Origin of the sequence: Methanoplanus sp. FWC-SCC4, assembly GCF_032878975.1 — an archaeon.
Taxonomy (GTDB): Archaea; Halobacteriota; Methanomicrobia; order Methanomicrobiales; family Methanomicrobiaceae; genus Methanochimaera; species Methanochimaera problematica.
This window is the reverse complement of record NZ_CP043875.1, coordinates 2,038,539-2,064,374: the sequence shown is the minus strand read 5'-3', so window position 1 is coordinate 2,064,374 and position 25,836 is coordinate 2,038,539. Positions and strand designations below refer to the sequence as shown.

The following is a 25,836-nucleotide window of genomic DNA, read 5'->3' as shown; positions in this document are numbered from 1 at the left end:
CAAACAAAGAATAAGGGAAAAATTAGGGAAAAAATGGAGGAAAAACGATATCATCAGATATCGCATGCCTGTCCTTTCCACAGTTCAAATCACAACTTCAATATTGAGAAAGAGTCGGCCTGTTTTATGAGCTATCCTCTGTCCTGTTCTGCTTTTTTGGATTTCTGACATATGAGGCAATTGTTCCAAGAGCACAGAGGGCTGCAAAAATCGCGAATGCTATTTCAATAGCGCTTACAAGTCCTGCAAGGTCTGTTATTGAAAGAGGGTCTCTTCCGATTGTAAGGGAGAAGGCGAACATTGAGATTCCCATTGAGACCATCATCCCCGAGAGCCTCATTGTGCCGAGAATTCCTGATGCGACCCCGTAGCATCTTTCATTGACGCTGTCCATCACGGCATGTGTGTTCGGCGATGAAAAGAGTGCGTATCCGAGACCAAGGAATGCAAGGTCTGCGATTATGAATGTGACCGATGTTTCAAGACCAAGGTTTGCAAAGGGCACAAGACCGATTGTGATCATTGCCATGCCGGCGGTTGCAAGCAGTCGTGAGGGGTATTTGTCTGATAACTTCCCCATCGCAGGTGAGAACAAAGCCTGCATTATCGGCTGTGCAATCAGTATTGTTCCGGCTGAAAACGGTGAGAAACCCTTCACATTCTGGAGATATATGCTCAGTAAGAACCCTATTGCGTATGTCGAGCTGTAATTTATTAGTGCAGCGAGGTTTGAGAATGCAAAAACCCTGTTTTTTGTGAAGAGTGAAAGCCTTATTACCGGATATTCCGCCCTGTTCTCCTGGTACACGAATGCAATGAATGAAACTCCCGCAAGTGCAAAGAGAACAATTCCGGGTTCTGAGGGGAGTTCCTGAAAGCCGATCATTAAAAGAAATATAGTTACAGCGTAAAGAACAGAGCCCGGGAGATCGAATCTTGTCATCTCCTCTTTTATCTCAGGGACTTTGAGGTATTTCATGCCTGCCAGAAGAACGAAGAGTCCTATCAGGACATTGAGGTAAAATATGCTTCTCCATCCGAAGAATTCCGTTACAATTCCGCCTAAAAACGGCCCTATGGTAAGGCCGGTGTATATGAATGCGACATTAATCCCGAGGGCCATGCCCCTCTCTTTTGCATGAAATACGCTTGTAATAATCGCAATCGAGGTTGCATAGAGCATGGCGCCTCCGATGCCCTGAATAATTCTGAATACAATAAGCCATTCAGCCGAGGGTGCTATTGTGCATATGAGAGAGCCGGCTGTGTATATTGCAACACCTGAGAGGAATATTCCGACTCTCCCCCTGATGTCGGCAAGCCTTCCCATCGGGACAATGAGGATTGCTGATGTCAGGAGGTAAGACGTTGTAACCCACGAGAGCAGGATTGCACTGCTCAGGAATTCGTGCCCGATTTCAGGGATTGCGATGTTTATTGACGATCCCATAAACGGTGTCAGAAAAGATCCGATTGATGTAAGAATTAAAATGATCTTCTGCCGTTCATCCATTGTAAATTACCATTAGGTGAGGAGATAAGATAAGTTTTGCAGGAATGTTCTTTTTTTGATATTATTCACCGGGGAGAGAGGAATTATTATGGGTTCATCCTGCCGTTTCGCCGCCTTTTCTGATTTTTTCAAGGTCATTTGCCGTTTATTTTCCCAAAAGTTCCAGTGGGCCGGCGGGGATGACCGGCAAAAGATTTTATTGTAGTTTGTCCTTATCTGGTCTTTGGCCATGTAATGTAAATATTCGGGGGGGTGTTTTTATGGCTTTTAATGCAAAATGCTGGAGATGTGATTATTCGGGGAGGATGCAGTTAGTTTCAGGGGATCTTGACGGGTACGGACCTTTAAGGGACATCTTTTTTCAGTGTCCGGACTGCGGTCTGATATTTATGCCGGAGAATGTAGCCCGGCCTGATGTTGACTGGGATTCTGTCTGTTATTTGTGCAGAAGTCCCGGACCCCATTACCTTGAGGATGGTGAGGTAATCTGCGGTAAGTGTTTTTCGGGTCTGAAGGTTTTTGAAAATGTTGAAAAAATGCCGGAAATTAAGACTGAAAGAAGGCCTTTTTTGATAAAAGTCAAAACGCTTAAGCCTTAAAAGAGAGAATAAATGAAGGTTAATCAGGGACTCGTGGTCTAGCTGGTTATGACGTCGCCTTCACACGGCGGAGGTCTCGAGTTCGAATCTCGACGAGTCCATTTTAAATTGCCTTCTCTCTTAGAACAGCATGAAATCATCTGAGAGATTGAACTAAATGAATGAAACCTGTTTTTTTTCCGGATGCTCAAAATAGCGAACAAATATTCGTTTCTGCGAACATCAACATCTCGTTTCCAGTATATTTTGGATAATTATTATATCATTTCATAAAGTAACTATTCAGTATTATATGCAGATGAAACCGGAAAGCCCGTTTACGTATTTCTTAAAAAACAGTAAAAGGCTTGATGAATTGTGCCGTAAATACAATGTTTCTGAGATGTTTATCTTTGGATCTGCAATTCGTTCCGATTTCAATCCTGAAAAAAGCGACATTGACATTATGATTTCATTTAAGAAAATGACTCCGGCAGAGCATGCCGATTCCTATTTCGGCCTGCTGGAAGAGCTTGAAAGTTTTTTTGGCCGCAGTGTTGATCTCCTTGAGAAAGAGGCTGTAAGAAATCCTTATCTGAAGAAGAATATTGACGAGTCAGGGGTAATGGTCTATGCCTCAGCATGAACCTGAAAAGTATCTCTATGACATTGAAGAGTCAGCCGGAAACATACAGAAATTTGTGTCCGGAAAATGCTTCGAGGATTATGAATCAGATATTATGCTCAAATCTGCCGTTGAAAGGCAGTTTGAAATAATCGGAGAGGCATTAAAACAGCTTTTTGAAAGAAATCCTCAATATAAAGCCGCGATAACAAATCCTTCCAGAATAATATCTTTTAGAAACCGGCTTATTCATGGATATGCAAGCATCTCCGATGAGGTTGTATGGGGAGTTATTGAAAAGGATTTGCCCATTCTCAAATCAGAAATCAAAACACTTCTTGAAAGAGTAAAATAATAATTCAAATCGGCTTTTGGCAAAAAAGCAGTTAAACTTCCTTTAGCATGTAAGAAGTATGCTAAAGATAAATGGCAGTGTCGCAGTGGTTATCTCTGACAATGTATTGTTTGAAGGTGGTGCGGGAGAGACTATAAGGAAAAAACTCCTTGCTGAATGTTATGTTCATACCCTTCTCAGGCTTCCAACAGGTATCTTTTATGCTCTGGGAGTAAAGGCAAATGTCATCTTTTTTGATAGAAAATCTGGTCGGGAAGAGCCATGGACAGATACTCACTGGATATATAACTTAAGGACAAATCTGCACTTTACTTTAAAGGAAAATCCACTATCCTTTGAAGATTTAAAAGATTTCATCAAATCCTATAATCCGGAAAACCGCCGCAAGAGATCTGCAACAGAACGGTTTAAACCCTATAAATATGAGGACCTGATAAAACGTGATAAAGTATGTCTTGATATATTCTGGATAAAGGATAAAAGCCTTGAAGATAGCGAAAACTTCCTTGAACCCGATGTAATTGCAGGTGCTATCGCAGTCTTCAAACTGCAATCGAGCAATTTTCAGGGCTATATGAAGATCTCAAAGAGGAATGAGGGCTATATTTTATATTTAGTTATCTGGATTACGCAGAACAAAGATTCTGTGAAGGAGGGTGAAGAGCAGCCACATGATGCCGGCCCCCCTATATCAAATATACTCCTTTTTGGTATCATATTTTTCTTTAATTTCTCCTGTTTTTCTCCTGAAAAATTGAGGAGAAAAAAGGGAGGAGAAAAATAATCAATAACTATAGAATTCTGTTAAAAAACGCTTTTCTTATAGAATTTTATGACGTCCTAAACTGAAAATATATTTTAAGAGGCCAAGAATAAGACTTCATTTCCTAGATAATCATGACATATTATAACAGGAACTCTCATCCAGAAACCAGATGAATACAAAAGATCTTTGATTTATGGGGCTATGACCGTGAAGATGAAAATTTCAGAATCAACAGCATATATTTGAGAAATGCAAGTTAACAGGAAGTTAAAATAATTCACGTTTTAAGAGTAAAATTAGATATAATGTTGAATTTAAAGGATTTTAATTTTCATCATCTAAAATGTATTTGAGAATTGCAAGTTAAATGTAAGTTAAGGGGAATCTCTGAAATCAGAGAGAATGCAAAATACGGCATAAATATCATAGAATAATTAGAACATGAGTTAGGATGGACTTCCATATTTGCAAGTTAAATGCAAGTTAATAATAATTATTAAAACAGCTCTTATTACTCCCGCACTGGAGATTTTTAAACTCAAAGTCCAAATCTAAGACAGCCCGCTATCAGAATTCCTAAAAACGATTAACAGTGCAAAAGGACGTAATAAAAAACCCTTCTCTAAATTATCATTCTACTCAGTTAAATAGGAACAAGATCCATTTTAAATATTATTCTGAGATATGAATGATAAGTGAATTTAGGCTTGTAATTATGACTGAAAGAAGATATAATAAGAAGAATTCACGGCAAGAATTCAGAGGAATAAGCTCTCATTCTGTTTCTTATGAAGGTGTGCGCCATAAGATGTCTAATAGCAAACAGGATTCAAATCTTGTGAGAGAATCAAAATCCGGATTTTACTGCGAGCCTATAAAGGAATTTGACAGGCAGAGTTATATTAACAGAATGTCAGCCGGGAGCCTGAAAATATCAGCAGGTACTAAATGGAGTGAAAAGGGAGAGACTCCATCATTTAAAAAAACCGATGATATTCTGATGAGAGCTGCCCGAAGGACGTATAAAAGTCATAGCTCTGAATCTCAATGAAAGAATTTTTTCTTTTTGCCGGACCAAATGGTTCTGGAAAATCTACAATTATTGAACGTTTGATTGATGAAACAGGCATTAATTATTTAAATGCAGATTATTGCGCACGTGCAGATCCTGAGATATCAAAGATGCCTGATGGTCTCGAAAAGTCAAAAAAAGCACAGTTGGAGACAGAAAGGATACTTAGAGAGACTATATCCGAGGGATTGCCTTTTGCATGGGAGACAGTATTTTCCCATAAAAGCCGCTTGGTGATTATGGAATATGCAAAAAAAGAGGGTTATAGGATTAATCTAACTTATATTACCACTAAAAATCCTGATATTAATGTTGCTCGTGTTCATCAACGTGTTTTGGAAGGAGGTCATGGTGTTCCTGAGGATAAAATAAGAGGGAGATATGCCCGCTCCATAGCTTTTTTGCCTGATATGATTCTTTTAGCGGATGAAGTATCAGTATATGATAATTCTTATGACAATGTTGATCCAAAGCTTATATTTCAGAAATTTATTCAAACTGAATGTGATATTGAACCTGAGATGGTAGTTTGGCAAACGGATGATGAAGAGATTGATGAATGGGTCGTTAATCACATTGTTACCCCTCTGATCGATAGGGGTATTTTGATTCAGTGTTATCAAGTAATTTAGACAGAAATTCTAAAAACGATTAACTGTGCAAAAGGACGTAATTTATTATTCTCCCCTTAATTATCAGGAGTATTGAACTATTTTCCAAACGAAAGAATTGATTTTTCCGCAAGGCTCTGGAAATTTTTCTAAATCTGTATTGGCGTTATTTTGGCAATTATGCCCTAAAATGACGTTGCCTTCACTCGGCGGAGATCTCGAGTTCGAATCTCGACGAGTCCATTTTTAATTTGCCTTCTTTTTAAAAATAAAATAATGAACTAAATATTAAAAAAATGATTTCTTTTCTTTCTCTTTCTTTCTTATTTCTTCATTTTCAAAATCAAAATATTGAGCTAATTGATCATGAACTGCTTGGTAATTTTTAAAAAAACCAGAATTGATATGATCATTTGCGTAGTGATTGTAGAATTGACATTTCAAGAATTTTATAATCTCCTTTTCATTATCAAAAGGACAGACATCTCGTGTTGTGATATCCCATAGAATATTTCCGAATTCTCCACAATCTATATTTTTAAGATTCATTTTTAATGGAATCTCATATTTTAATAATCTATAATAAAATTTCTTTGTATCATGAGGAATTTCAAGGTAATAATAGTCTGGAAAACTAAAGTTTTGAATTAGATTTTCTGTATGCTGTAATTTAATGTTAAAATCAAAATAGATTTCATAGATATTAGCAATTTGCCCTTTTGGAATCTCTAAATATTTTGTGTTTAATATGTGCCCTTGATTTACAAAATTAAAATAGGCATTTGTTGAAAAATATTTATATTGAAAATTATTTCCGTTTGCCCAATTAGTATAAGAATCTTGTTTAGGCATCCAGTTCCACTTATTTTCCTTTTCAAGTTCATCAAATCGCTCATTTACTATTTGTGTAAATCTTTCAAAACAGTCTTTATTCTCTCCAAATTCGATTAATAATTTTTTTAAAGCATCAGCATATTCAAGCCTTTTTATTTCTTTTTGAGTGAAATAGAAAATTATTATTGCAATAATTACGGCCGCACCTATACTCCATGTAAATGCGAAATCTGGTTTTCTGTTAATAATATAGTTATCAATCAAAAAGGCAATTAGGATGGATATGATAGGAAATGAAATAAAAAATGTCCATCTGATTTTTAAAGGATGCCAGAAATGTAATATTACCCACTTCTTTTTATTCTCGTAAATTTGAAAAAGCCAACAATTTTTAGGATCTGCTTTTTCAGAAACCATATTTGATAATGATAAATTTGATAAGTTAAATGTTTTCATGAAATACTTTCAGAACACGTGGTTTTGTGTTTATTAGTAATGACCATCATCAGGATATGGGGGCTTAGCCTTAATCCCGCAACAAGATATTACGTTTACAAAGTTTGGATTTTGTCCCGGTTCACGAACAGAGGCAGACTGAAAGATAATCCGGTTAAAAAGGAGAATCAACTCTTAAAAACACCAGTGTAACAGGAAACCAATGAAATATCTAATTTTAATGATATCTTAAGAGCCGAAAATATCTTGATATCATGCAGACATAATAGTCATTATCAGAAAAAGAGGAGGACGGCCAGGTGAAAAAACCATATCACAGCATAAAATCCGAAGTACTTGCAAAGCTTGAGTCACACCTCCCTGAAATCCAGGAGCGTTTTGGTATTGAAAGCCTTGGGGTTTTCGGCTCGGTCAGTCGTGGTGAGGATACGCCGGAAAGCGACGTGGATATATTATATAGGTTTAAACCCGGAATCAAGACCTACCATGCCCTTCTTGATCTCGGCGAGTATCTGGAAAAATTATTCGGACGTAAAGTTGATTTGGTCTCTTCTGAGTGGATGAGTCCGTATCTCAGGCCTTATGTTGATGCTGAAGTTATTCTTTATGGCAGAAAAAGAGGTGCCGTTTGAAAAAAGATTCTTTGTATCTCTCCCATATCTATGAGGAATCGGAATTTATACTCGAAACCATCGATTCCATGACCCGTTCTAAATTTCTGGAAAGCAGAATAATTCAAAAAGCAGTTATTCAGTCATTAGGAGTAATAGGGGAAGCTGCAAAACAGATTTCCCCGGATTTTCGGGAAGCACATCCTTATATTGACTGGAAAGGTATGTCAGGGCTTCGTGACAGGTTAATTCACGGGTATTTTGTTATAAATCTAAGTCAGGTTTGGGAAGTTATTTCTGATGATATCCCGCTTCTTCATGACCAGTTATACAAAATACTCAAAGAATAATCCTGACCTCTTTTTTCTCTACTTTTCCTCCCCCTCCTTCTCCTCCTCACGCTTAAAAAAATATTTGTAAACCCGAACAGAGCAGATATAAAAAGCAAATAAATATGCAGCAAGTCCTATAAGCCCCAAAGTCGGCGAGACAAAGTTCCCTGAGTGAGAAAACCAGTCCACATCACCGTATGGGCCTGCCCTGACCTTTGACTGTGTGGTAAAAACCGGGCTGAACGGTATTGAAGGGATCTGGTATTCCTCCTCCAAAGAGATCTCTCCTGACATCGTCCCGGGTCCCCTGATGCTGTTCATCGATTTTCTGATTATCGTTCCGAATGCATTCCACGTCGTGCTTTTGTCAGCGGCATAAACCATATTCCCGTCGTAGTTGCCGTAAAAACTGCCTTCTATGTGGTATTTTATCATGTCATAGCCGAATACTCTGGTTTTGTCATCGCTAAAGACGGTTATTATATCGACAAATCCGGTCTGGTTATCATTAACTCCCGGAATCGTTTCCAGAAAAATTCTGTTTATTTTGTATCCCCTGAAAAGATTTGGTTCGATATCGCCTGTTTTTCTCTCAGCCACCGGGAGGTTCTGCTCTGCAACAACCACCGGCTCTATATCATACTCCCTGACATTTGTTCCGTCTGTTTCAACGGCATGCACGGCCTCCCCTGTGTCAATTAGGAATATGACATAATTTCCTGCGATGACCCTGCCGAAAGGAATATTATCAAAATTATCTTCTCCAAAGATCTCCACCCTTTTTTCTTCCGGCAAAATCTCAAAAAAGTCCGGCGAGTTTGCCCTTTTTAATTCGGTTTTCGGCGGTGTAATCCCGTTTGCAGCGTATATGTCCTCATACCTGCTCTCCTCAAAACCGAATGTCGTATCACTGTACGAATATGCAAGCATTGATGAAACCGGACAGAAGATCAGAAAAGCTAGCAGAATTACCGCAAGTCCTGTAATAAATTTTTCACTAAGAATAATTACATTCCCCCTAAACTACCTTTATATCCCCGGATGCTTAAACATTGCTTACGCAGTATCCGTTAATACCCCTGGCAACTCTCGCGTCAGTTCTTCTTTTAATTGCGATTAGGAATATTCTCAGGTTTAAAATCAGCATCTGGCAGATAATGTGCGGAGGAGCGGCTTTTGTTCTTCTGACCGGCAGTATAACCCCAAAAGATGCATTAATGGCAGTCAGTCCTGATGTCATGCTCTTTTTGTCCGGCGTTTTTATTATAGGGGCAGGACTCTTCAAAAGCGGTGTTCTCGAATCACTATCAAACAGAATATTTTCAAAAGCAAAAAATCAGGACGTATTTCTCCTCTCATTCATTTTTTTAACAGGTTTGCTCTCGGCGGTTTTAATGAACGACACTGTTGCAATAATCGCAGCCCCCCTTGCAGTAACCCTCTCGAAAAAATTCAGACTGCCTCCTGAAATGCTTCTTCTGGCACTTGCTTTTTCGGTTACAACGGGCAGCGTGGCAAGTCCGGTAGGAAACCCGCAGAATCTTCTGATTGCAACGATGTCCGGCATTGAAAACCCGTTCTTTGCCTTTTTATATTACCTCGGACTGCCCACACTCCTCTCCCTTATTTTCGTATATCTCTGTCTTAGATTTCTATACAGGGAGCATTTTAAAGACGATTTTTGCACAGATGAGAAAAGGGAGCCATCCGGATTTTGGTTCTTTGATCCCTCATTTTTATCTCTCTTAATTCTTGCAGGGCTGATCCTTTCATCTGCTGTTTTGTCAGGATACGGTATCCATATTCCCCTCTTTTCAATCGCCATAATATCGGCACTGCCTCTTCTTTTGTTCTCCAAAAAAAGAATGGAGATATTAAGGGAGGCCGACTGGCATACCCTTCTCTTCTTCGCCGCAATGTTTGTCCTCATGCAGAGTGTATGGAACACCGGATTCTTCCAGGCGTTTTTTGAGGGTTCAGGCTGCTTTTCCTTCACTCCTGCCCTGACGATGCTAATGGGACTTATCGTAAGCCAGTTTATCTCAAATGTTCCGTTCGTGGCTCTCTTTATGCCGCTTGTGCTCTCTTCGGGTGCAGGACCGAATGTCTTAATGTCGCTTGCCGCAGGAAGCACACTTGCCGGAAATCTTCTGCTCTTTGGTGCCGCAAGCAACATCATAATCGTTCAGAATGCTGAAAAAAAAGGTATATGCATTGGATTTCTTCGGTTTGCAAAGGCCGGCGTTCTGATTACCGGAGGGCAGGTTGTGATATACCTGTTGTACATCCTGACGATATCCTGATTTTATCCCTCAACTGAAAACTGCCTTGTGGCTGTCACCTCTGCCTTTCCGTATCTCTCCTTTATAACCTGAAGATGGGCATTCAGCCTGTGGACACCATACGAATAGCCTGAGATGTTTATCTCAAATGTTCCGGTTTCGGCAATATGATCCAGAACAGCACCGTCGATGTAGACTGTGCATACAAGACCGCGGTATCTGCCTTCAATCTCTATCCCGACAAGAGCTTTTGCCAGATTATCGGATGACTTTACAATATCCGGCATTTCAATCCTTAATTTCGGCACTACTGTATGATTTTTAAAATCATTATAGAGGAGATAACAAAAAAAAGTGATGATCATGAACGGTGATATGTAAACCGGCAGGTTGTTTACAGACGGGAGAATGTCCTCACTATTATAAATGCCGTCTGAGTCCACATCCTGAGCTTTTTTTATAGCCCTTTCAGCGAGAAGAATCGCACCCTCAGAGTCGCCTTTGGTATAACTTGTTCTGGCCTTTTCAAGTAGAATCTGTGCTTCCTTTGGGCTGTATATCAGGTTTCTCTCAATGACCGATTCGGCATCGGAGATTGCCACCGGAGCTTTCGATACAAGGGTGTATGAGAGTTTTATTCCCTGATAACCGGTTCTGAATGTTTCAGAGATATTTTCATAACCGAATCTGTAAATTATGATCCCGTGCTCCCCCTGCTCTGTGGAAACTGTTAACGGAGTATCCCCCTTCAGCACGCCGTCGATCACAACGGATGCACCATCAGGGACTGTCTCTATTAATATCTCCGCTTTTGCAGGAACCAGCTCTGCCGTGATCTCAGTAATCCTTCCCGCCTCAACACTGAGAGTCTTCTCCCATGTTTCATATCCCGGCATCTTTATCCGGACATCATAGATTCCCGGCTCCGTCTCGTCAAGGGTGAAGGGGGTAATGCCTGTTAAGTTTTCGTTTAGGAAAATATCAGCGCCCAAAGGGGCTGAGGTAAATATGATTCTCCCTTTAACCGGCAGGCTTTCAAATACATGTGTCAGGGAGCCGGGCAAATCCTCTCTTATTAAAACCGTCTTTTTAAAATCTGAATAGTTTTCAAGTGTCAGGAGAATCTCATGCTCACCTGTCAAAAGGCCGTATAAAACAGTGTTTGAAATCCCCTGAAATTCTCCGTCCACAAAAATCCGTGCCCCCTCCGGCCTTGTGGTAATCGAATATGCACCCCCCGTTACAGCCTCGAGCTCTGTTCCGACCTTTGTAATCTGTCCTTCCTTAACCTCAAATATCTTCTCCCATGTTCTGTATCCGGGCATCTCAAGCCTTACAAAGTGAATCCCCGGGTACACATCCTCGATAACTGTGTTTGTGTACAGGCCCGTATCTTCATCATTAAGATAAATAAGAGCGCCTTTTGGTTCAGAACTTATTACAAGCGTACCTTTCTTTACTTCGGCAGAGGCGGGGGAGGCAATGGCTGCAAGGATTAAAAAAATGCATATCAGGGATAAAAAAAAGAACCGGTTAAAAAAATCAGGGGGTGGCATTTTCAGATCACTTAATATCCGTCTTTAATACCTTCAGGACGCTTGTATTCATATATCCCAGGACATGTTTTCAGCAGGCTGTTTTCCGGCGAATATCCTGTATATGCCGGAAGTTAAAATATCAACATCCGCCCCTTTTTCCGAGTACTCCGATGTTCCGCTCACATAGTCCCAGGTATATCCGGTTTCGTTGAACTTCATCAGATAGTATGAATAATCCGGCGTATAGTTCTCAGAGAGGTTTATATGGACAATTTCGGGCTCTCTGACTGTTATCCTGTAAATGCCGCTCGCACCAGACAGACCTGACGGAGTGTTTCCAAAAGTGGCATTGAGCCTCTCAATTACAGCCGTTTTCGAAGGGGGTGTCGGGACAAGTGTTTCATAAGGGGTCTCTGTCTGGGTCTGTATGATTGTGCTTTCATTGATCTGCATTTTAGGGATAACAAAAAGGATGGATGCAACTGCGAAAAAAACAACCGCAAAGAGAACAAGCACAATTATTTTCAGTCTCCCCCTTCTTTTTTTCTCCATATGCTCTTCGTAGTCTTTTTTGAGCCTGTCCCTTTCAGGACCTGTAACCTCCCATTTTGTGTATTCCTCTTCAGAAGGTCTTTTTGAGCCGTTAATACTCCGGGTTTTTGGACTGCTCTCCCTCTCATATGCAAAATCGGCAAAAACACCAATATTTTCAGATTTTATAAAGGAATCCGTATCGCCCGCTTTGTCTCCTTTCTGCCTTTCATAAGATTTCAGATCACTTATGAGACCAAGTGTGAGTCTTTCACGTGTTTTTGCCCCTGAAAGAGTTGCCGTGACATCCTGCCTTTGTGAAAGCAGACCTGCACTTTTGTAATAGTATTCAAAGGGGTCAGTGACTGTTTCCGAATCAAGTTCGATGTTATAGCCGTCGGGGTAACTCTCAGTCACAAGAAGGTCAGCATCTTTGAATGTCCTTTTTGAGACTACAATTGTAAATCCGGTATGCAGATAAGGAGCTATCTTTTCAGTAACAGATAACACGAAATCGACTGACTTTAAAAGATCAGCCGAGATGCAGACGACCGGCTTTGAGAGCAGTATTCTCCCCGTGCAGTATTGTGAGACATCAGCTGATGAGAGTCTGGTAATTGTTTGTTTTTGTCTTTCACCAAAAAAACGGGCATCCGATGCCAGATCCCTGATTTTATAATCTATTTCAAGAAGATGCGTCTCAATTCTTCTGTAAAAGTCGTGAATGTAGGCAAGATCTATTCTGGGCGGTATTTTAGAATACCACAAAAGTTTTTCAAGATATATGAAAGTATCAGGACGTCTTCCCTTTTTCTGAACATTGACAGCCGCTCCGAGCAGGAACTGTCCGTTTTTGGTGCTGATGTAAAGGGATGCCATGCTCTCGTCAAGCTTTTCTGCCAGACGGACGACCGAATCATCGTAAAGATCGCCTGCCACAATCTGCCCGTCGGTTGTGAAGATCCCATATGAATCATCCATAATTTTACCCCCCCCTCTAATTTTCAGAGTCCGAATCTGAATATCTCAGTAAATCTCCACGGTGTAATGCCGCTTGGTGCAATCTCCTCTTCAAATCCGTCTTCTGTCGGGAAAGGCTCTGCCGTTGCATCCACGGATACTGCAATGAAATACATGTTAATATCGTTCATCATGTTTACAAGGTTTTTAAAGACCTTATTGGAGCTTAGAATTTCAAAGAGCTTTTTTTCGATACTTAGTGCTTCTTTCGCTTTTTCAGGAATGTCTGAGAGCTTGTGTCCGTTGAGTGAGAGGATGAAATTTTTTATCTCCTCGTTTTTCCAAAACAACAGGTCTGTCTTTGTAACGACAAGTGCGTACTTCTTGTTTGCGCTGAAAAACCGGGAATAGTTTTTCCCCTCAAGATCGATGAGTGTCTTCATATACCCGCCGAATTCTCTTGCAAGCTGTGCATGGCCCCTCTTGTCGTCAGTTATCTTCTCCCCGTCAATTAAGAAAATCACTTTTCCGGCTCTCAGGAAGTTGCCGTACATTGTTGCAAGGATTACACTTTTTGTAAATTCGGGGTCTGAGAGTTTGTCTGCATGATAGAGTTTGATGAACTTCACAAAATCGATTGTTCCGACATTTTTGCGAACCTCATTATAGGGCATATCCATTCTCTCTGTAATGACATCAATTGCCCGTTTGAAATTGATCTCGTTTAGTTCGTCATAATATTCGCCTGCATAGTCCACAACAGTCCATTTTACCGGGATTATGCCGTACTTTTTTCCTGTAAGCTGATACATGACCATCTGGTAGCGAAATGTCCTTGAGAGTATCTTTCCGTCAAGGACGTTTGCGTAAAGGTTTGAGATGCGAAGCTCTTCGCCCGGGTCATTTGGATCACCGGTTAAGATAACACCCTCGTTTGAATGGCCCTTTTCAAAGTTTTCGGATATGTAGTCCCAGAGTCCGAGGACAAAGTACGTCTTCCCAGAAGACCTCGGGCCGAAGATGAATATATCTGATGCCCTGACACCCACCGTTACCTTAATAGAGAGCCACCAGAGGATCGCTGACATCACAATGCCTGTTCCAAAGAAGAATACGTTCTGCAGGGCAATTGCGCCAGATACGGTTGATTCCGGTGAATATGATGATATGTACAGTTCATATGCAAGAAAGGAGATGATGATTGCAAAAAAAAGTGTAAAAATTACTTTTGCGAATTTTGCAAGATTGTCATAACGGTTTGTGAAAACCGAATTTATGACAAATACGGCGCCGGAGACAACACCTGCGGCGAAGGTCACAATCAAAAGGCCTGTGTTTGCACCCGGTGTCAGGATGACGTAAAAAACCGGAATTGCCGCGAAAATAACTGCATAAAGCACCCCGTTGACCCTTGAATCCTCGTTAAAAAGCATCCCTGCCGCGATTGCGAAAAAAAGGCCGCACAAGTATTCAAGTACAACAGTAAGCTCCACAGGTGCCGGATGCTGCTTGAAGACAGGTGCAATTGTCATGAAAATATAAGCTACAAAAAGACCCAGGGGCAACGCCAAAAGAAGGTAGAATTTTCTTTTTTTGTTGTTTATTATCATTCCCCGGCGGCCTCTTTTATATCCTTTATCTGATAGAGCCCTGTCACCCTTTCCTTCATCTCTGCCCTGTGGTTTTTATCGCCTGATTCAAGGTCAGCAATCTCGGCAGCGTCTGCAAGAAGGAGGGTGTGATCCCGGACGATGTATTTTCCATCCTGAAGATACAGCGAATGATGAAGTATGTTGTTCTTTGATCTCTGGTATTTTTCCCAGTATCCCCCGCCCGTTGTCAGAGGTGATACATTGTCAAGGAAACTTGCGGCTGCGAAGAATGTAAGTGAAATCTCCCAGGGTTTTGTGTAGTTGTGTGAGTTTATCTTTGCACTGTCAACACCCTTTAAATCGAGTGCCTTTACCAGATAGCGCCTGAAATCTCCGGATTTGTTGTCAATGAGCTGGGACAGCCATCTTGAAGGGGAAGATGCAACAAGGGCTGATTTCTCAAAACTCCATCTCTCTGTTCCTCCTGTCCCATATCCTATTGAAATGTTGTTGATGCCGAGTTTGTGAGCGTCAATTAGTTCTTTGTATTTCCAGCTTACGATATTGTAGAGTTTTTCAATCTCTGATCTCCCTTCGGGATCGTAGTCAAGGACTGAGAGATCCGAGTCATCATTTAAAAGAGAGAGCACGTTTGGATTTATCTCTCCAAACCAGGTCCGGTACATCCCTTCTATTGTCGTATCGCCTCTTTTTCTTCTCTCATCAATGGCTCTCAGGTCTGATTCATATGCCAGAATGCCGCTGTTAAATTTCTTTCTGAATTCAAATGTTGAGACAATCAGTGAATCTATTTTTTCGAGGAATTCAACTTCCTGCTTCATAGTTTTCTGGGAACGAATGAGGCTGTCAATCTCATTGTTTGCATTTGATATCTTTGCAACAAATCCGTACCTTTCGTTTAGTATGGCTGTAAGCTCATCTCTTATTGCCGAGATTATTTGCCCTATGTTGTTGCCTGAAAAGACATGAATAATTTTATCCCTCTCATCCGAAGCAAGATTAAACTCTGATACAAGTGGTGAGACTGCAGCCTCACGGATTGATCCCAGTTTTGAATCAAATTCGCGGGTCAGGAATTTATCCTGGATAAAAACGTCAAAAGGATCACGGATTGATATTTTTCCCGGGTGGAGTGTTGCAATCTTTCTGATGCGTTCCTCTTTTGTCGCTTTTTCACTCCTGAACATCTCCTGGTTCAGCTTTTTTCCAAGCAGACTGTCTAAAACGCCCTGTTTTTTAGAAACTCTCATCATATATTCGTTGAAATAGTAAAGAGCCACCGATTCCGCAAGGTCATTTAAGTATGAGAGATCGGTTTTTGTAATCCTCTCAAGTCTTTCAACATCTCCCTGGAGGTCTCCAAGAGGAAGATCCAAAAGCCAGTTTTCACGTTTTATAGGTTTTGACTTCTTCTTCTTTTCTGGCAGATTCAGTTTACCCTTTAGTTCAAAGAGAAAACCTGCAAATTTATCCAGATATTCCTTTTCAAGATTTTCAATATCGGCCTGTTCCCCGCCTCCCCGGCCGAGTGCGACATAATCATCCACCGGTTTTGTAAGTCCGGTCATCTCTGATCTGACATGTTCGAGCATTTTTTCCTGCTCTTTTAAGTATTCATCAAGCTCAGAGCGTTTTGAACTGACCTTAACATCAGTCTCACTTATCCCGGATTTCAGTGAAGACTCCCTTGCTGAAAGATCCCCTGAAATTTTTCCAAAGTTTTCCTCACCTCTTATAAGGTTTACAAGTGCGATTCTGGCGGATTTTTCACTGACCGGAAGTGTCATCTTCTGCAGATCTGCCATAATCTCAAGAAGATGCAGATTTTTCTTTATAACCTCGTAGAGTTCCTGATCCTTTGCATTTTCGTGTGGTCTGCTTTCGTTTTCAAGTGATCTTCTCAGCCTTCTGACATATTCTGAAAGCTTGTCAAAATCCCTCACAGACGAGATGTCCTTTAATTCCTCCGGCATGTTGTTGGTGATTGCAGATTCTATTATATGGCGTGACTGGAAATTGAGGAGATCAGTAATCTCATTCTCCCATATTTTTTTGATTCTTTCAATCTCCTTTCTGTAAAAGTTGACATCATCGTGGGTGATTTCATTGTCGGTTTTTGAAAATTCATCCGGGTAGAGATTTTTATATGTTGCAAAAAAGTCTGAGATCTCCTTTAGTGTCTTTGATCTGTTGACTGCAATTTCTCCGAACTCATCAATTGCATCCTCAAATCCTTTCTTAAGTGACTGCAGGTTTTCAACCGGGTATTCGATGACATGCGAGTTTGCGAATATAAATCCGGAATAGTCTTTTTTGGCATCAATGATTGCGGAGATGTCTGCTGTCGGGAGATAAAATGAGTTTATGAAAAGATAAGGGAATGCGGAGTCAAACTCAACAACCTCCTGTTTTCTGTCACCTCCGTCAACATATCCTGTAGGGCTCAGTGATGAGAGGATTATGTAGTTGAAGAGTTTGTCTTCCTTCATATTGAGATATTCAATCTCTGATAGTGAGATTGCGGCATTGAGCTGCTCCTTCTCCCCCTCGCTCACCGAAGGAAGAACACAGAAGAGGGTAATTTTAGCCTCCTGACCGCGTTTTTCCTTGATGTATCTTGCAAGATCTATGAACATTCCCGAGCCTGTTCCGCCCCCGAGACCGACAATTATCGCAACCGGCCCGTGCCCCTGAAATGACGGGAACTGTTCTCCTCCCTGTGTTATAGCCTTGTAGAAAACCGCTTTTGAAATCGCACGCCTTCTGTGGACACCGCCTCCGAAGTCATCTACAATATTTTTGTCCACCTGTTTGAGCATCTGGTAGTCGAACCCGAAATCCGGATCATTCATCCACCAGACATTAACAAGCGGCTTTTCACGCCTGTTTTTGATCTGTGCAATAATGTCCTTTGATGTGAGTGACGATACCCTTTCAACATTTGCAAGGTCAGGAAGGTGGTAATGATAGCATTTGACACTCCCTCCCATCTGGCTGTTTGTTTTCTGGATGTCGCCTATGCTTTTTTCAACCTTTTTTACCCTTTCAATATCGTCTTTTCTCTGGTTTGTGTCGGTATCGATTGTGTAAAGGCTGAGCTTTTTTCCGTCTGAGAGATAGTGTCTCAAAAACCATTCATGAGTATAAAGATGATTTATGAGTTTTTTGCCGCATCCCCCGACTGCAACCACCGTTAGTTCATCGGGCATCTGGAAAGGTTTTCCCTCGATTATATCATCATGTGCCATTCTTTATTTCCCCCCTTTGTATTCATCCTGGAAATCCTGAATATTTTTAGCCCTGATCTGGCCGAAAACTGTTCCGCCGGCAAAACCGGCTATAAGCATAAAAACTCCGATAATTATTGCTGCCAGGAGTGAAACAGTCGAATCCTTTGGAGACTCGGCATACTTCAAAAGCTCGTTTGCCTCATCCTTGAGGCCCTTATCATAAAGGCTGTTTATCTGTCTGCGCAGGTCGGCATTTGAAACCTTCTCAAGTCTTGCTGAAAACTGTTCATCATCAGGGACCACTATTGAGAATGTTTCTGTTGCGGCTGTTCCGAGTATGTCCCTGTTTTCGTCAAGTGCCTGGATGTGATAATACGTATAGCCTGTTTTTCGTGTATTCACCTTTGTAACCACGACCCCGTTTACAACCTCGACTGTTGTAAGTACAGGCACCCTGCCGTATATCTTTGCTGTTACCGAGTCCCCCGGTGAATTAAGAGTTTCAAGCTCAATGTTTCGGTCATTTAATGATTCTTCCCCCCCTGATACTTTGAATCCGTCAGGTTTCGTAATCTCCCAGAGATTTTTTTCCGGCACCGGTGTTAAGTCGGTTGCAATCTCAAGAATCCTGGTCTGCTTCGGGATGTCACTGAATTGGATTATGTATTCTACAACGTCACCTTCTGTTTGTGAGTCAGTCAGGCTTTTGTTGATTATTTCTGCATGAAGTGCGGCAGAAGGCATACATATTAGAAATATTGAAATGATTATTCCAAAGTACATACATGCTGCTGTATGATTCATTGGTAACATAAATCATGATTTATTTTAAAGCAGTTAAATATTTCTCAGAAAAGAAATTCCTATTGTAATTATTGTCTCAGGAAAAAATGTGCTTTTAGAAGGATTATTCCTGAAAATTATGTTAAATGCCCGATAATTCTTTTGTTGTTTTTGAATTGGCACTAATCTGTCTGATTATCATTAGCACAAGAACAAAAACCGCGACAGCCATCAGCAATCCCAGTCCGAATATCAGATTATATGCTGTACTCTCAGGTACCACCCACAGTTCTCCTGCAATATATGTTTCAAAGGAATATGCGGCGAGGAAAATTCCTGCGATAATAGGGCCGAGCATACCACCGATATTAATTCCCGAGTGAAGAAGTCCTGTTGCGCCCGCTGTTCTCTCTGAGGGCACGGAGTTTATAGTGATAATCATGTATGCAGTTGCCACAATGCCCATTCCGCCGCTAAAAAGCATCCATACCACTGCAAGAAGGCTCAGACTCAGGGGAAATAAAATAAAGCAGAGAGGTGCTGCAACCATCATCAGAGATCCTGTATATAACGGAATTTTTGCACTTCTTCGTCTCATCCATGCGCCGCACAGCGGACTTGCAATCATGTCGGCTATTGATCCCGGGATCATTATAAGCCCGACAAATCTCTCTTCCATAAAGAGACCGGTTGGTGCCTGCACAACAAACGGCATTGCCTGAATGAGCATGAATGTTGCACAGTTTACTATAAACGCTGTCAGTGATATCAGGATTATAACCGGCTTTTTCAGCATGGCTATATCTATTGCAGGCATTATCGCTGTTTTTTCTGTTTTCACGAATATGTACCCTGCAATTATACACAAAATTACAGGGATTGCGCTGTTATATGACCAGATTCCGTCCTCATAAACCACGGACATTGCGAGCATCAGGAAAAACATAGTCATTAAAAGGGCAAATGCTCCTTTCCAGTCTATTTCCTTTTTGAATGTGTGCACTGACGGCCTTACCATCAGAATTATTGCAAGAAGGTGTGCGATGACAACGGGTGTTAAGAGATAATAAGTCCATCTCCAGCCCAGGTAGTTGATTATATATGAGCCGATGAAAATCCCGGCGAATGTGCCGGCACCATATGATGCGGCAAGAACACTGATTCCAAATGGTATTTTATGAACAGGAAATTGTTCGGATACAAGGGCATATGCGATAGGTGATGCGGCAATACCTATTCCCTGCATGGCACGAAAGACAAGAAGTGACCAGATATCCCATGCAAAGCCTGCAAACATTACGCCTGCAACATAGAATAAAAGGCATATTGCGAGAACCCATTTTCTTCCAAAGGCATCCCCGAGTGTCCCGAAAAATGGTGACAGGGCAGCCCCGACCAAAAGAACCACCGGCAAAATCCATGCCACAAAAATGCCTGATGCCGCAAATTCATGCTCAATGTTGGGAAGAGCGGCGACAAGCATTGATTCGCTCATCATCGGTATTACTATGCAGGTTGAAAAAAGTAACAGAGATATCCTGAAATAATGCCTGTTTATAAAGCTGCCATTGCTCTCTTTGTTATAATCCTTTATTTTAATACTGCATCACTTCAAAAACCCGGGGTGTCCGGAAAATGATGCTTATAATGTAACAGTTTGGTGTTTATGAATCTTCTTTAGAATTTGGAAATATTTAAAAAAAGTAATTCAGGATTTATTTCATCCTGTATTTTTCAATCATCTCATCCCATTTTGGGGATTCCATTAGGTTTTCAAGTCCTGTGTTGATCTTTTCGAGAAGTTCGGGGTCGGATTTTCTGACAGCTATGCCAAACTGCTCGTTGGTTTCAACAAGACCAATCTTCTTTACCGGTTTTCCTTCAATAATGTCATAAATGACAGTGCTGTCATACATAACGGTGTCAACACGGCCGTTGATTAAGTCTGCAACTGCCAGAGGCGGGTTGTCGTAGAGTTTGAGGTTCTCTTCGGGCATGATTCCTGTTTCAACCAGATTTTGATCAATCCAGATTGCAGCCGTACATCCCCTGTGTGTGCCTATGGTGAGTTCTCCTGCCATCAGCTCATCAACTGTTGCATCAGAGTCATCCATTGCAATGACTGCCTGGTTTACTGTCCAGTAAGGTGTTGAGAAGTTTATCTTTTCTGCTCTTTCAGGGGTAATTGTCATACCTGAAATGATTATGTCAATTGATCCCGACTGAAGTGCCGGAATTGCTCCGTCCCATGCTATTGTTTTGAATTCAACAGAAAAACCTTGATCCTCTGCAATCCATTCAATGGACTCCACGTCAAATCCTGTCGGGTTTCCCTCATCATCAAGCATTGAAAAAGGCTGATAGGGAATGTCAACTCCAACCTTATAAATCACTTTTTCGCCTGGAGCGGCGGGGGTCTGGTCAGGGGATATTTTTATGGAATCCTCTGATGTTTTTTGTTCAGGTGCCTCTGATGTACACCCTGTGGTTGCAACTGCTAAAACAGCCATAATTATCAGTACTACTGATAATATTCTCCTGTCCATAATCAGGGATTAAGCTTGTTTAATAAATATGCTTTTTGAATTGATGCCGGCTGTATGTAATATTTATAAATGTTGGAGTTGTTGATGAAAACCATGATAATAAAAAGAGGCAGTGATATTGAAGATTACAGGGTTAAAAAAGATGATATCAAAGGACTCTGGATAAAATTTTTTCTGACTTCAAAGGACAGCCCGGTTTCACACTCCCTTTGGACTATGGAATTTGAACCACACGGGTATGCAAAGATGCACAGGCATAAAGAATCCCATTATGTTTACGTGGTGGAAGGTAGGTGTACTATAAGATCGCCGGACGGAGAAGAGGAGACAATTGGTAAGGGGGACGTGGCGTATGTTCCGTCATGTGAGTTTCATGAATTTGTCAATCCCGACAACACAGTTTTAAAAATAATTTCCTTTATGCCGATTTTAGAAGGTGCAACAGGCAAAAGCACAACAGGGTGCTAAAAAAAGGTAAACCTGATTTTAGGTTTATTTCATCTTGTATTTTTCAATTAAACCGGTCCAGTCTTCTGAAGCCATAAGGTTGTCAAGTCCGGTGTTGAGCTTTTCGAGAAGTTCTGTGTCATCCTTGCGTACGGCAATTCCAAAGTATTCATCGGTTTCGATAAATCCTAATTTGCTGACAGGCTTTCCTTTGATCATATCCTCAACAACTGTGCTGTCATACATTACAGCATCAATACGGCCGTTGATTAAATCTGCAACTGCCAGAGGCGGATTGTCGTAGAGCCTGAGGTTCTCTTCGGGCATGATTCCTGTTTCAACCAGGTTTTGGTCAATCCAGATCTCTGCTGTTGTTCCCCTCTGGGTACCTACTGTGAGCTTTCCTGCCTTTAAATCGTCAACTGTTCCGGTTGAACCTTCTTTTACAATTACTGTCTGGTTTACTGTCCAGTAAGGTGCTGAGAAGTTTATTTTCTCTTCTCTCTCAGGTGTAATTGTCATTCCGGAATAGATCATGTCGATCTTTCCTGTCTGAAGTGCAGGGATCATTCCGTCAAATGATACCTGTTTAAATTCGACCTCAAAACCCTGATCTTTTGCAATCCATTCAATTGATTCCGAGTCAAAACCTGTAGGGTTTCCATTTTCGTCAAGAATTGAGAATGGAGGGTATGGTGCATCAATACCTACTTTGTACACTGCCTTTTCTTCTGTGGTTTCTGGTGCGGTGGTTTCATCGGCTCCGTGGGTTTCTCCATCCGATGCGGACCCGTACAGCCTGCAATACCTACTGCAAAAACTGCTGCCAGAATCAGCAGTACAGTCAGTACTCTTTTGTCCATGTAATACTGGTTAACTAATTTAATTAGTATCATTTGTGAATTGTATCGGATAATTTAAAAAATACTTGTGTTCTCCTTAATCCGTCATTATCTGATTTATCTTTGAAAAATTATCTAAATGTGATGATTTTACTCCCAAATTTATAAATCTCTGTGTAATTGAATAATATGCGGTTAAAAAAGGTTATTTTTTAGGTTTTTGATGTATATGATGATTTTAATAATCCCTCCTGTTCAGGTGAACTCCTGATCTTTTGTCTTTTAAACCGGTGCTTACCGGCCTTTGTTTATCTCGAAGAGAGTCTTTTCCACCATGGAAGTTTCAAAAATTCAATTTCTGCTTTGAGTGCTTCGATTTTATCATCAGAATACTGGTTTGTTTTCTTCTGAAATTCCATTTTGCTCTCAAAGTTTTTGTCAAAATATTCTGTCCATTCCGATATCACATCAATCTGTTTCTGGAGAGAATCAATACTTTTTCCAATGTTTTTTATTTCTGATTCCGTATTTTCACTGACTTTTGAAAGTTCTGCCTCCAGTTTATCAATGCGTGCTGTAAGTTTTGATATTTTGAGTTCAAGCATCGCGGATTTATCCGAATCTGACCTGACTTTTACTGCTGAAACAATCTCTCTTCTGGTCTGTGTTCTGTTTTTTTCCGGAGTGCTCTCTCCTGATTCTTTTTCTCTCTTTTTAACCGGTATTTTTTTGTTTATCAGTACCGGATTTTTACGAATCCTTTCAGCAACTTTTTCTTTTGTACTCTGCTTTTTTTCTTCGCCTCCGAAATGTGAGATTATCTCTTCCCTGTCTGTTCCTTCCGATGCCATCTTTGCAATCCCTGAGATAACATCCGCTGCACTCTTCTCATAGATTCTGACTCTGCCAAGGTATCTTGAGGGAATTATTTTCTCATATTTTTTTGATATTTCTTTTACCTCGGCTTCAGTCATCCTGACAATTTTTGCAATATCTGATGCTTTTATGGGTTTATCATTCATGGCTTATCCTCAAAATCTTCCGTTATTTTAAAGTGAATACAGGAAGAGTTATCTGATTAATTTTAATCTGTACTGCATTCGTGTTAAAAATGATCTTTATCTGTTCAGGGGTATTTTTTTAGTTTTTTGGTTTACCGGAGGACTATACCAAAATATAGATAACTTTTAAGATGTATTCTTCATTTCAATGACGTTTACATCGAAAGATCTGCCGGGTGTAGGCACAAAATATGAGATGGATACTGAATCCGGCGACAGAATTATGATGGTTTACATGGAAAAAGGCGGGGGTGTGCAGTTATATGTCGAATCCGGGGATGGTATTGAGTCGGCCTCTGCAAGACTGACGCCTTTTGAATCACGAAGGATTGGAAATGTACTGACCGGGGCAGTACTGGAGGCTGATGAAGAAGAGATCAGTGTTGTATTCTCAGCACTTTCAGACCTCTCGATTAAGGTTCATACATATCACCTTAATGAAAGGGTTGACGGGAAACGGCTTTTGGATCTTCAGATACGTTCAAAGACCGGCGCAACGGTTGTTGCAGTGAGTCGCAGGGGGGAAAGTCAGGTCAATCCTCCGGCTGATTTCGTCTTTTTAAAAGGTGATTCCGTGCTTGTCATTGGAGAGTCTGAACAGCTGAAAAGATTTGAGGAGGAATTTATAAAGCCATGATGGAAGGCATAGCTCTTGCTCTGTTTTTTTGCCTGTGCTTTGCAATCATATCAAAGAAGTTCAACTTCCCGCCAATACCTCTCTATATGCTTGCCGGACTGATTCTTGGTGCAAGCGGTCTTGGTATTGTTCAGACAAGTGAAATCTCAGACTTTCTTACAAGTCTGGGTCTGATATTTCTGTTGTTCACAATGGGTCTTGAGCTCAAGCCTTCCGAACTGATAGGAAGGAAGGGCTCCTTTGTCTCTTCGGGAACGATTGATCTTGGAATAAACATAATGTTAGGATTTTTTGGTTCTGTTCTCCTTGGTTTTCCGGTTGAAGAGGCAGTGGTTATTGCATGTGCCTTTTACATAAGCAGCTCTGCAATGGCGGTTGCTTCACTTATTGAAAACAGAAAACTGGCGGCACCTGAATCCGAGACTATATTGTGGCTTATGGTCTTTGAGGACATAATTCTGCTCTTCATCATTGTTTTCTTCTCAGCATCCGGAGAAAATCCTTTAGAAACTCTGGGAATGGCATTTATGGTGATTGCAGCATTCTTTGTTCTTGTATATGGCTTTAAATCAAAGATATCCGCACTTCTGTCGCGTGATGATGAACTTCCGCTTTTGTTTACGTTTACGCTTGTATTAACAGTGGCAGGAATTTCGGATATTGTCGGTATCCCTGAAACCCTGACTGCAATTGCCCTTGGAACAGCACTTTCGGTTACAAGTCCCGAACTGCTTGAGAAGCATGCAATGCCGTTTAGGGATATATTTCTGATAATATTCTTTGTATTTTTTGGAATTTCCGTTGATCTTTCAAATGGCATTCCAATAGTGCCGGTCCTCGGCCTTTCAATCCTTGCGATATTAAGTAAACTGATCTCCGGAATTCTCATAGGCAAAAAAATTCACGGGAGTTACTGGTCAGGCATTGACATATGGTCAGAGACTACATCAAGGGGTGAATTCTCACTTGCAATTGCAGGATATTATGGATCACCCTTAATTTCCGGCACCGTTGCCGTGATGGTTCTCGTGACTTCAATCATAGGCGGCCTTACCGGTAAATATTCAAAACATCTGAAAAAATATTTTAAAAAAATAATTGCAGGGAAGAAGAACCCCGCATGAAAAAATTATCTTCTTTTTGCAGATTCAAGCATGTCGTGTAAAAGTTCGCCTATATCCAGCCAGATAATCAGTTTTTTTGACTTGTCACTGTCATCTGTGGCGGATGAATCGGGAACTTTGATAACTCCCCTGACATAGGCATCACCTGCAAGGTCTCCTTTTATGGCTTCAATATCTTCTCCTGAAACCTGGAGGACAGATTGTACATCATCGACAATTATTCCCACATTTGATCCTTCTGCGGCTTCCGGTACAAGGACAATTATTTTCTGTTCTTTGCGCTCATTTTTTTCTTTAAGATTGAGAATATGACTCAGATTAATAATATTTGTAATCTCTCCCCTCAGATTGATAATACCTGCAATAATATCAGGGGCTCTTGGAACCGGGGTGATCTCCACCATCTCCACGATTTCCCTTGCAAGATTAATGTCCAGTGCGTAATGCTCATTTCCAATCTCAAATTCTACGATGTCAATTATTGTCATA

The 25,836-nt window shown here is 40.8% G+C and carries 26 protein-coding genes and 1 tRNA gene; 13 read left to right on the top strand and 14 right to left on the bottom strand.

Translation table 11 applies throughout. The features are described 5' to 3' along the window. Positions 1 to 124: 124 nt before the first annotated feature. A complete protein-coding gene (locus F1737_RS10455; protein WP_317136520.1) occupies positions 125 to 1,513 on the bottom strand; it encodes an MFS transporter in 1,389 nt (462 codons plus the stop codon). Positions 1,514 to 1,773: 260 nt separating this feature from the next. On the opposite strand from F1737_RS10455, the gene F1737_RS10450 reads away from it, so the two are divergent. The 7 genes from F1737_RS10450 (at position 1,774) to F1737_RS10420 (ending at position 5,541) form a co-directional block, all read left to right on the top strand. Then, positions 1,774 to 2,112 (top strand): hypothetical protein, encoded by a 339-nt coding sequence (locus tag F1737_RS10450; RefSeq protein WP_317136519.1) that lies wholly within the window; start codon positions 1,774 to 1,776, stop codon positions 2,110 to 2,112. A gap of 27 nt (positions 2,113 to 2,139) precedes the next feature. Next, positions 2,140 to 2,213: transfer RNA gene (locus F1737_RS10445), tRNA-Val, on the top strand. A 191-nt stretch (positions 2,214 to 2,404) separates the two neighbouring features. Then, positions 2,405 to 2,737: a nucleotidyltransferase family protein gene (locus tag F1737_RS10440; RefSeq protein WP_317136518.1), complete on the top strand. Its 333-nt coding sequence runs from the start codon at positions 2,405 to 2,407 to the stop codon at positions 2,735 to 2,737. After that, positions 2,724 to 3,071: a HepT-like ribonuclease domain-containing protein gene (locus F1737_RS10435; protein WP_317136517.1), complete on the top strand. Its 348-nt coding sequence runs from the start codon at positions 2,724 to 2,726 to the stop codon at positions 3,069 to 3,071. Before F1737_RS10440 ends, F1737_RS10435 begins: the two co-directional genes overlap by 14 nt. Before the next feature lie 58 nt (positions 3,072 to 3,129). After that, the gene (locus tag F1737_RS10430) at positions 3,130 to 3,855 is read left to right on the top strand and encodes an N-6 DNA methylase (RefSeq protein WP_317136516.1); all 726 of its coding nucleotides are present in this window, start codon (positions 3,130 to 3,132) and stop codon (positions 3,853 to 3,855) included. A gap of 670 nt (positions 3,856 to 4,525) precedes the next feature. Continuing rightward, a complete protein-coding gene (locus F1737_RS10425; protein WP_317136515.1) occupies positions 4,526 to 4,888 on the top strand; it encodes a hypothetical protein in 363 nt (120 codons plus the stop codon). Beyond that, a complete protein-coding gene (locus tag F1737_RS10420; RefSeq protein WP_317136514.1) occupies positions 4,885 to 5,541 on the top strand; it encodes an AAA family ATPase in 657 nt (218 codons plus the stop codon). Before F1737_RS10425 ends, F1737_RS10420 begins: the two co-directional genes overlap by 4 nt. Positions 5,542 to 5,808: 267 nt before the next feature. Here the strand turns inward: F1737_RS10420 and F1737_RS10415 are convergent, their stop codons facing one another. Next, positions 5,809 to 6,810 carry a hypothetical protein gene (locus F1737_RS10415; protein WP_317136513.1) on the bottom strand — a complete coding sequence of 334 codons (1,002 nt, stop codon included), beginning with the start codon at positions 6,808 to 6,810 and terminating at the stop codon, positions 5,809 to 5,811. Between the two features lie 299 nt (positions 6,811 to 7,109). Here F1737_RS10415 and F1737_RS10410 point away from each other — a divergent pair, with 299 nt between their 5' ends. Together F1737_RS10410 and F1737_RS10405 are read left to right on the top strand one after the other, a co-directional pair. Continuing rightward, positions 7,110 to 7,442, top strand: a complete 333-nt coding sequence (locus tag F1737_RS10410) for a nucleotidyltransferase family protein (RefSeq protein ID WP_317136512.1) — start codon at positions 7,110 to 7,112, stop codon at positions 7,440 to 7,442. Further along, on the top strand, positions 7,439 to 7,771 hold the full coding sequence (locus F1737_RS10405; protein ID WP_317136511.1) for a HepT-like ribonuclease domain-containing protein: 333 nt from the start codon (positions 7,439 to 7,441) through the stop codon (positions 7,769 to 7,771). The genes F1737_RS10410 and F1737_RS10405 overlap by 4 nt, the downstream gene beginning before the upstream one ends. Positions 7,772 to 7,789: 18 nt before the next feature. Here the strand turns inward: F1737_RS10405 and F1737_RS10400 are convergent, their stop codons facing one another. Beyond that, positions 7,790 to 8,683, bottom strand: coding sequence for a hypothetical protein (locus F1737_RS10400; RefSeq protein ID WP_317136510.1), 894 nt, complete (start codon positions 8,681 to 8,683; stop codon positions 7,790 to 7,792). A 122-nt stretch (positions 8,684 to 8,805) separates the two neighbouring features. On the opposite strand from F1737_RS10400, the gene F1737_RS10395 reads away from it, so the two are divergent. Then, positions 8,806 to 10,056, top strand: coding sequence for an ArsB/NhaD family transporter (locus tag F1737_RS10395; protein ID WP_317136509.1), 1,251 nt, complete (start codon positions 8,806 to 8,808; stop codon positions 10,054 to 10,056). A gap of 2 nt (positions 10,057 to 10,058) precedes the next feature. Here the strand turns inward: F1737_RS10395 and F1737_RS10390 are convergent, their stop codons facing one another. From F1737_RS10390 to F1737_RS10360, 7 genes are all read right to left on the bottom strand, one after another. Further along, positions 10,059 to 11,591: a PEGA domain-containing protein gene (locus tag F1737_RS10390; RefSeq protein ID WP_317136508.1), complete on the bottom strand. Its 1,533-nt coding sequence runs from the start codon at positions 11,589 to 11,591 to the stop codon at positions 10,059 to 10,061. A 48-nt stretch (positions 11,592 to 11,639) separates the two neighbouring features. After that, entirely contained in the window at positions 11,640 to 13,085 is a 1,446-nt protein-coding gene (locus F1737_RS10385; protein ID WP_317136507.1) for a hypothetical protein, read from the bottom strand. A 23-nt stretch (positions 13,086 to 13,108) separates the two neighbouring features. Beyond that, entirely contained in the window at positions 13,109 to 14,674 is a 1,566-nt protein-coding gene (locus F1737_RS10380; protein WP_317136506.1) for a hypothetical protein, read from the bottom strand. Further along, the gene (locus F1737_RS10375; protein ID WP_317136505.1) at positions 14,671 to 17,925 is read right to left on the bottom strand and encodes a tubulin-like doman-containing protein; all 3,255 of its coding nucleotides are present in this window, start codon (positions 17,923 to 17,925) and stop codon (positions 14,671 to 14,673) included. Before F1737_RS10375 ends, F1737_RS10380 begins: the two co-directional genes overlap by 4 nt. Before the next feature lie 3 nt (positions 17,926 to 17,928). Beyond that, positions 17,929 to 18,711, bottom strand: a complete 783-nt coding sequence (locus tag F1737_RS10370; protein WP_317136504.1) for a hypothetical protein — start codon at positions 18,709 to 18,711, stop codon at positions 17,929 to 17,931. A gap of 121 nt (positions 18,712 to 18,832) precedes the next feature. Continuing rightward, positions 18,833 to 20,221, bottom strand: a complete 1,389-nt coding sequence (locus F1737_RS10365) for an MFS transporter (RefSeq protein WP_317137897.1) — start codon at positions 20,219 to 20,221, stop codon at positions 18,833 to 18,835. A 184-nt stretch (positions 20,222 to 20,405) separates the two neighbouring features. Then, entirely contained in the window at positions 20,406 to 21,236 is an 831-nt protein-coding gene (locus F1737_RS10360) for an ABC transporter substrate-binding protein (protein ID WP_317136503.1), read from the bottom strand. Between the two features lie 84 nt (positions 21,237 to 21,320). Here F1737_RS10360 and F1737_RS10355 point away from each other — a divergent pair, with 84 nt between their 5' ends. Continuing rightward, positions 21,321 to 21,704 (top strand): cupin domain-containing protein, encoded by a 384-nt coding sequence (locus F1737_RS10355; protein ID WP_317136502.1) that lies wholly within the window; start codon positions 21,321 to 21,323, stop codon positions 21,702 to 21,704. Positions 21,705 to 21,728: 24 nt separating this feature from the next. Here F1737_RS10355 and F1737_RS10350 read toward each other — a convergent pair whose 3' ends face one another. The 3 genes from F1737_RS10350 to F1737_RS10340 form a co-directional block, all read right to left on the bottom strand. Then, a complete protein-coding gene (locus F1737_RS10350) occupies positions 21,729 to 22,403 on the bottom strand; it encodes a basic amino acid ABC transporter substrate-binding protein (RefSeq protein WP_317136501.1) in 675 nt (224 codons plus the stop codon). After that, the gene (locus F1737_RS10345; RefSeq protein WP_317136500.1) at positions 22,391 to 22,546 is read right to left on the bottom strand and encodes a hypothetical protein; all 156 of its coding nucleotides are present in this window, start codon (positions 22,544 to 22,546) and stop codon (positions 22,391 to 22,393) included. Before F1737_RS10345 ends, F1737_RS10350 begins: the two co-directional genes overlap by 13 nt. A 287-nt stretch (positions 22,547 to 22,833) precedes the next feature. Beyond that, positions 22,834 to 23,547: a hypothetical protein gene (locus F1737_RS10340; protein WP_317136499.1), complete on the bottom strand. Its 714-nt coding sequence runs from the start codon at positions 23,545 to 23,547 to the stop codon at positions 22,834 to 22,836. A gap of 187 nt (positions 23,548 to 23,734) precedes the next feature. On the opposite strand from F1737_RS10340, the gene F1737_RS10335 reads away from it, so the two are divergent. Together F1737_RS10335 and F1737_RS10330 are read left to right on the top strand one after the other, a co-directional pair. After that, a complete protein-coding gene (locus F1737_RS10335) occupies positions 23,735 to 24,223 on the top strand; it encodes a cation:proton antiporter regulatory subunit (RefSeq protein WP_317136498.1) in 489 nt (162 codons plus the stop codon). Then, positions 24,220 to 25,347 carry a cation:proton antiporter gene (locus tag F1737_RS10330; protein WP_317136497.1) on the top strand — a complete coding sequence of 376 codons (1,128 nt, stop codon included), beginning with the start codon at positions 24,220 to 24,222 and terminating at the stop codon, positions 25,345 to 25,347. Before F1737_RS10335 ends, F1737_RS10330 begins: the two co-directional genes overlap by 4 nt. 5 nt (positions 25,348 to 25,352) lie before the next feature. Here F1737_RS10330 and F1737_RS10325 read toward each other — a convergent pair whose 3' ends face one another. Beyond that, positions 25,353 to 25,835: a chemotaxis protein CheW gene (locus F1737_RS10325; RefSeq protein ID WP_317136496.1), complete on the bottom strand. Its 483-nt coding sequence runs from the start codon at positions 25,833 to 25,835 to the stop codon at positions 25,353 to 25,355. Position 25,836: the final 1 nt, after the last annotated feature.

Coding starts and splice junctions, on each gene's coding strand:
- F1737_RS10455 (WP_317136520.1), bottom strand. CDS start 1,513: ATGGATGAACGGCAGAAGATCATTTTAATTCTTACATCAATCGGATCT.
- F1737_RS10450 (WP_317136519.1), top strand. CDS start 1,774: ATGGCTTTTAATGCAAAATGCTGGAGATGTGATTATTCGGGGAGGATG.
- F1737_RS10440 (WP_317136518.1), top strand. CDS start 2,405: ATGCAGATGAAACCGGAAAGCCCGTTTACGTATTTCTTAAAAAACAGT.
- F1737_RS10435 (WP_317136517.1), top strand. CDS start 2,724: ATGCCTCAGCATGAACCTGAAAAGTATCTCTATGACATTGAAGAGTCA.
- F1737_RS10430 (WP_317136516.1), top strand. CDS start 3,130: ATGCTAAAGATAAATGGCAGTGTCGCAGTGGTTATCTCTGACAATGTA.
- F1737_RS10425 (WP_317136515.1), top strand. CDS start 4,526: ATGATAAGTGAATTTAGGCTTGTAATTATGACTGAAAGAAGATATAAT.
- F1737_RS10420 (WP_317136514.1), top strand. CDS start 4,885: ATGAAAGAATTTTTTCTTTTTGCCGGACCAAATGGTTCTGGAAAATCT.
- F1737_RS10415 (WP_317136513.1), bottom strand. CDS start 6,810: ATGAAAACATTTAACTTATCAAATTTATCATTATCAAATATGGTTTCT.
- F1737_RS10400 (WP_317136510.1), bottom strand. CDS start 8,683: ATGCTTGCATATTCGTACAGTGATACGACATTCGGTTTTGAGGAGAGC.
- F1737_RS10390 (WP_317136508.1), bottom strand. CDS start 11,591: ATGCCACCCCCTGATTTTTTTAACCGGTTCTTTTTTTTATCCCTGATA.
- F1737_RS10385 (WP_317136507.1), bottom strand. CDS start 13,085: ATGGATGATTCATATGGGATCTTCACAACCGACGGGCAGATTGTGGCA.
- F1737_RS10380 (WP_317136506.1), bottom strand. CDS start 14,674: ATGATAATAAACAACAAAAAAAGAAAATTCTACCTTCTTTTGGCGTTG.
- F1737_RS10375 (WP_317136505.1), bottom strand. CDS start 17,925: ATGGCACATGATGATATAATCGAGGGAAAACCTTTCCAGATGCCCGAT.
- F1737_RS10370 (WP_317136504.1), bottom strand. CDS start 18,711: ATGAATCATACAGCAGCATGTATGTACTTTGGAATAATCATTTCAATA.
- F1737_RS10360 (WP_317136503.1), bottom strand. CDS start 21,236: ATGGACAGGAGAATATTATCAGTAGTACTGATAATTATGGCTGTTTTA.
- F1737_RS10355 (WP_317136502.1), top strand. CDS start 21,321: ATGAAAACCATGATAATAAAAAGAGGCAGTGATATTGAAGATTACAGG.
- F1737_RS10345 (WP_317136500.1), bottom strand. CDS start 22,546: ATGGACAAAAGAGTACTGACTGTACTGCTGATTCTGGCAGCAGTTTTT.
- F1737_RS10340 (WP_317136499.1), bottom strand. CDS start 23,547: ATGAATGATAAACCCATAAAAGCATCAGATATTGCAAAAATTGTCAGG.
- F1737_RS10335 (WP_317136498.1), top strand. CDS start 23,735: ATGACGTTTACATCGAAAGATCTGCCGGGTGTAGGCACAAAATATGAG.
- F1737_RS10330 (WP_317136497.1), top strand. CDS start 24,220: ATGATGGAAGGCATAGCTCTTGCTCTGTTTTTTTGCCTGTGCTTTGCA.
- F1737_RS10325 (WP_317136496.1), bottom strand. CDS start 25,835: ATGACAATAATTGACATCGTAGAATTTGAGATTGGAAATGAGCATTAC.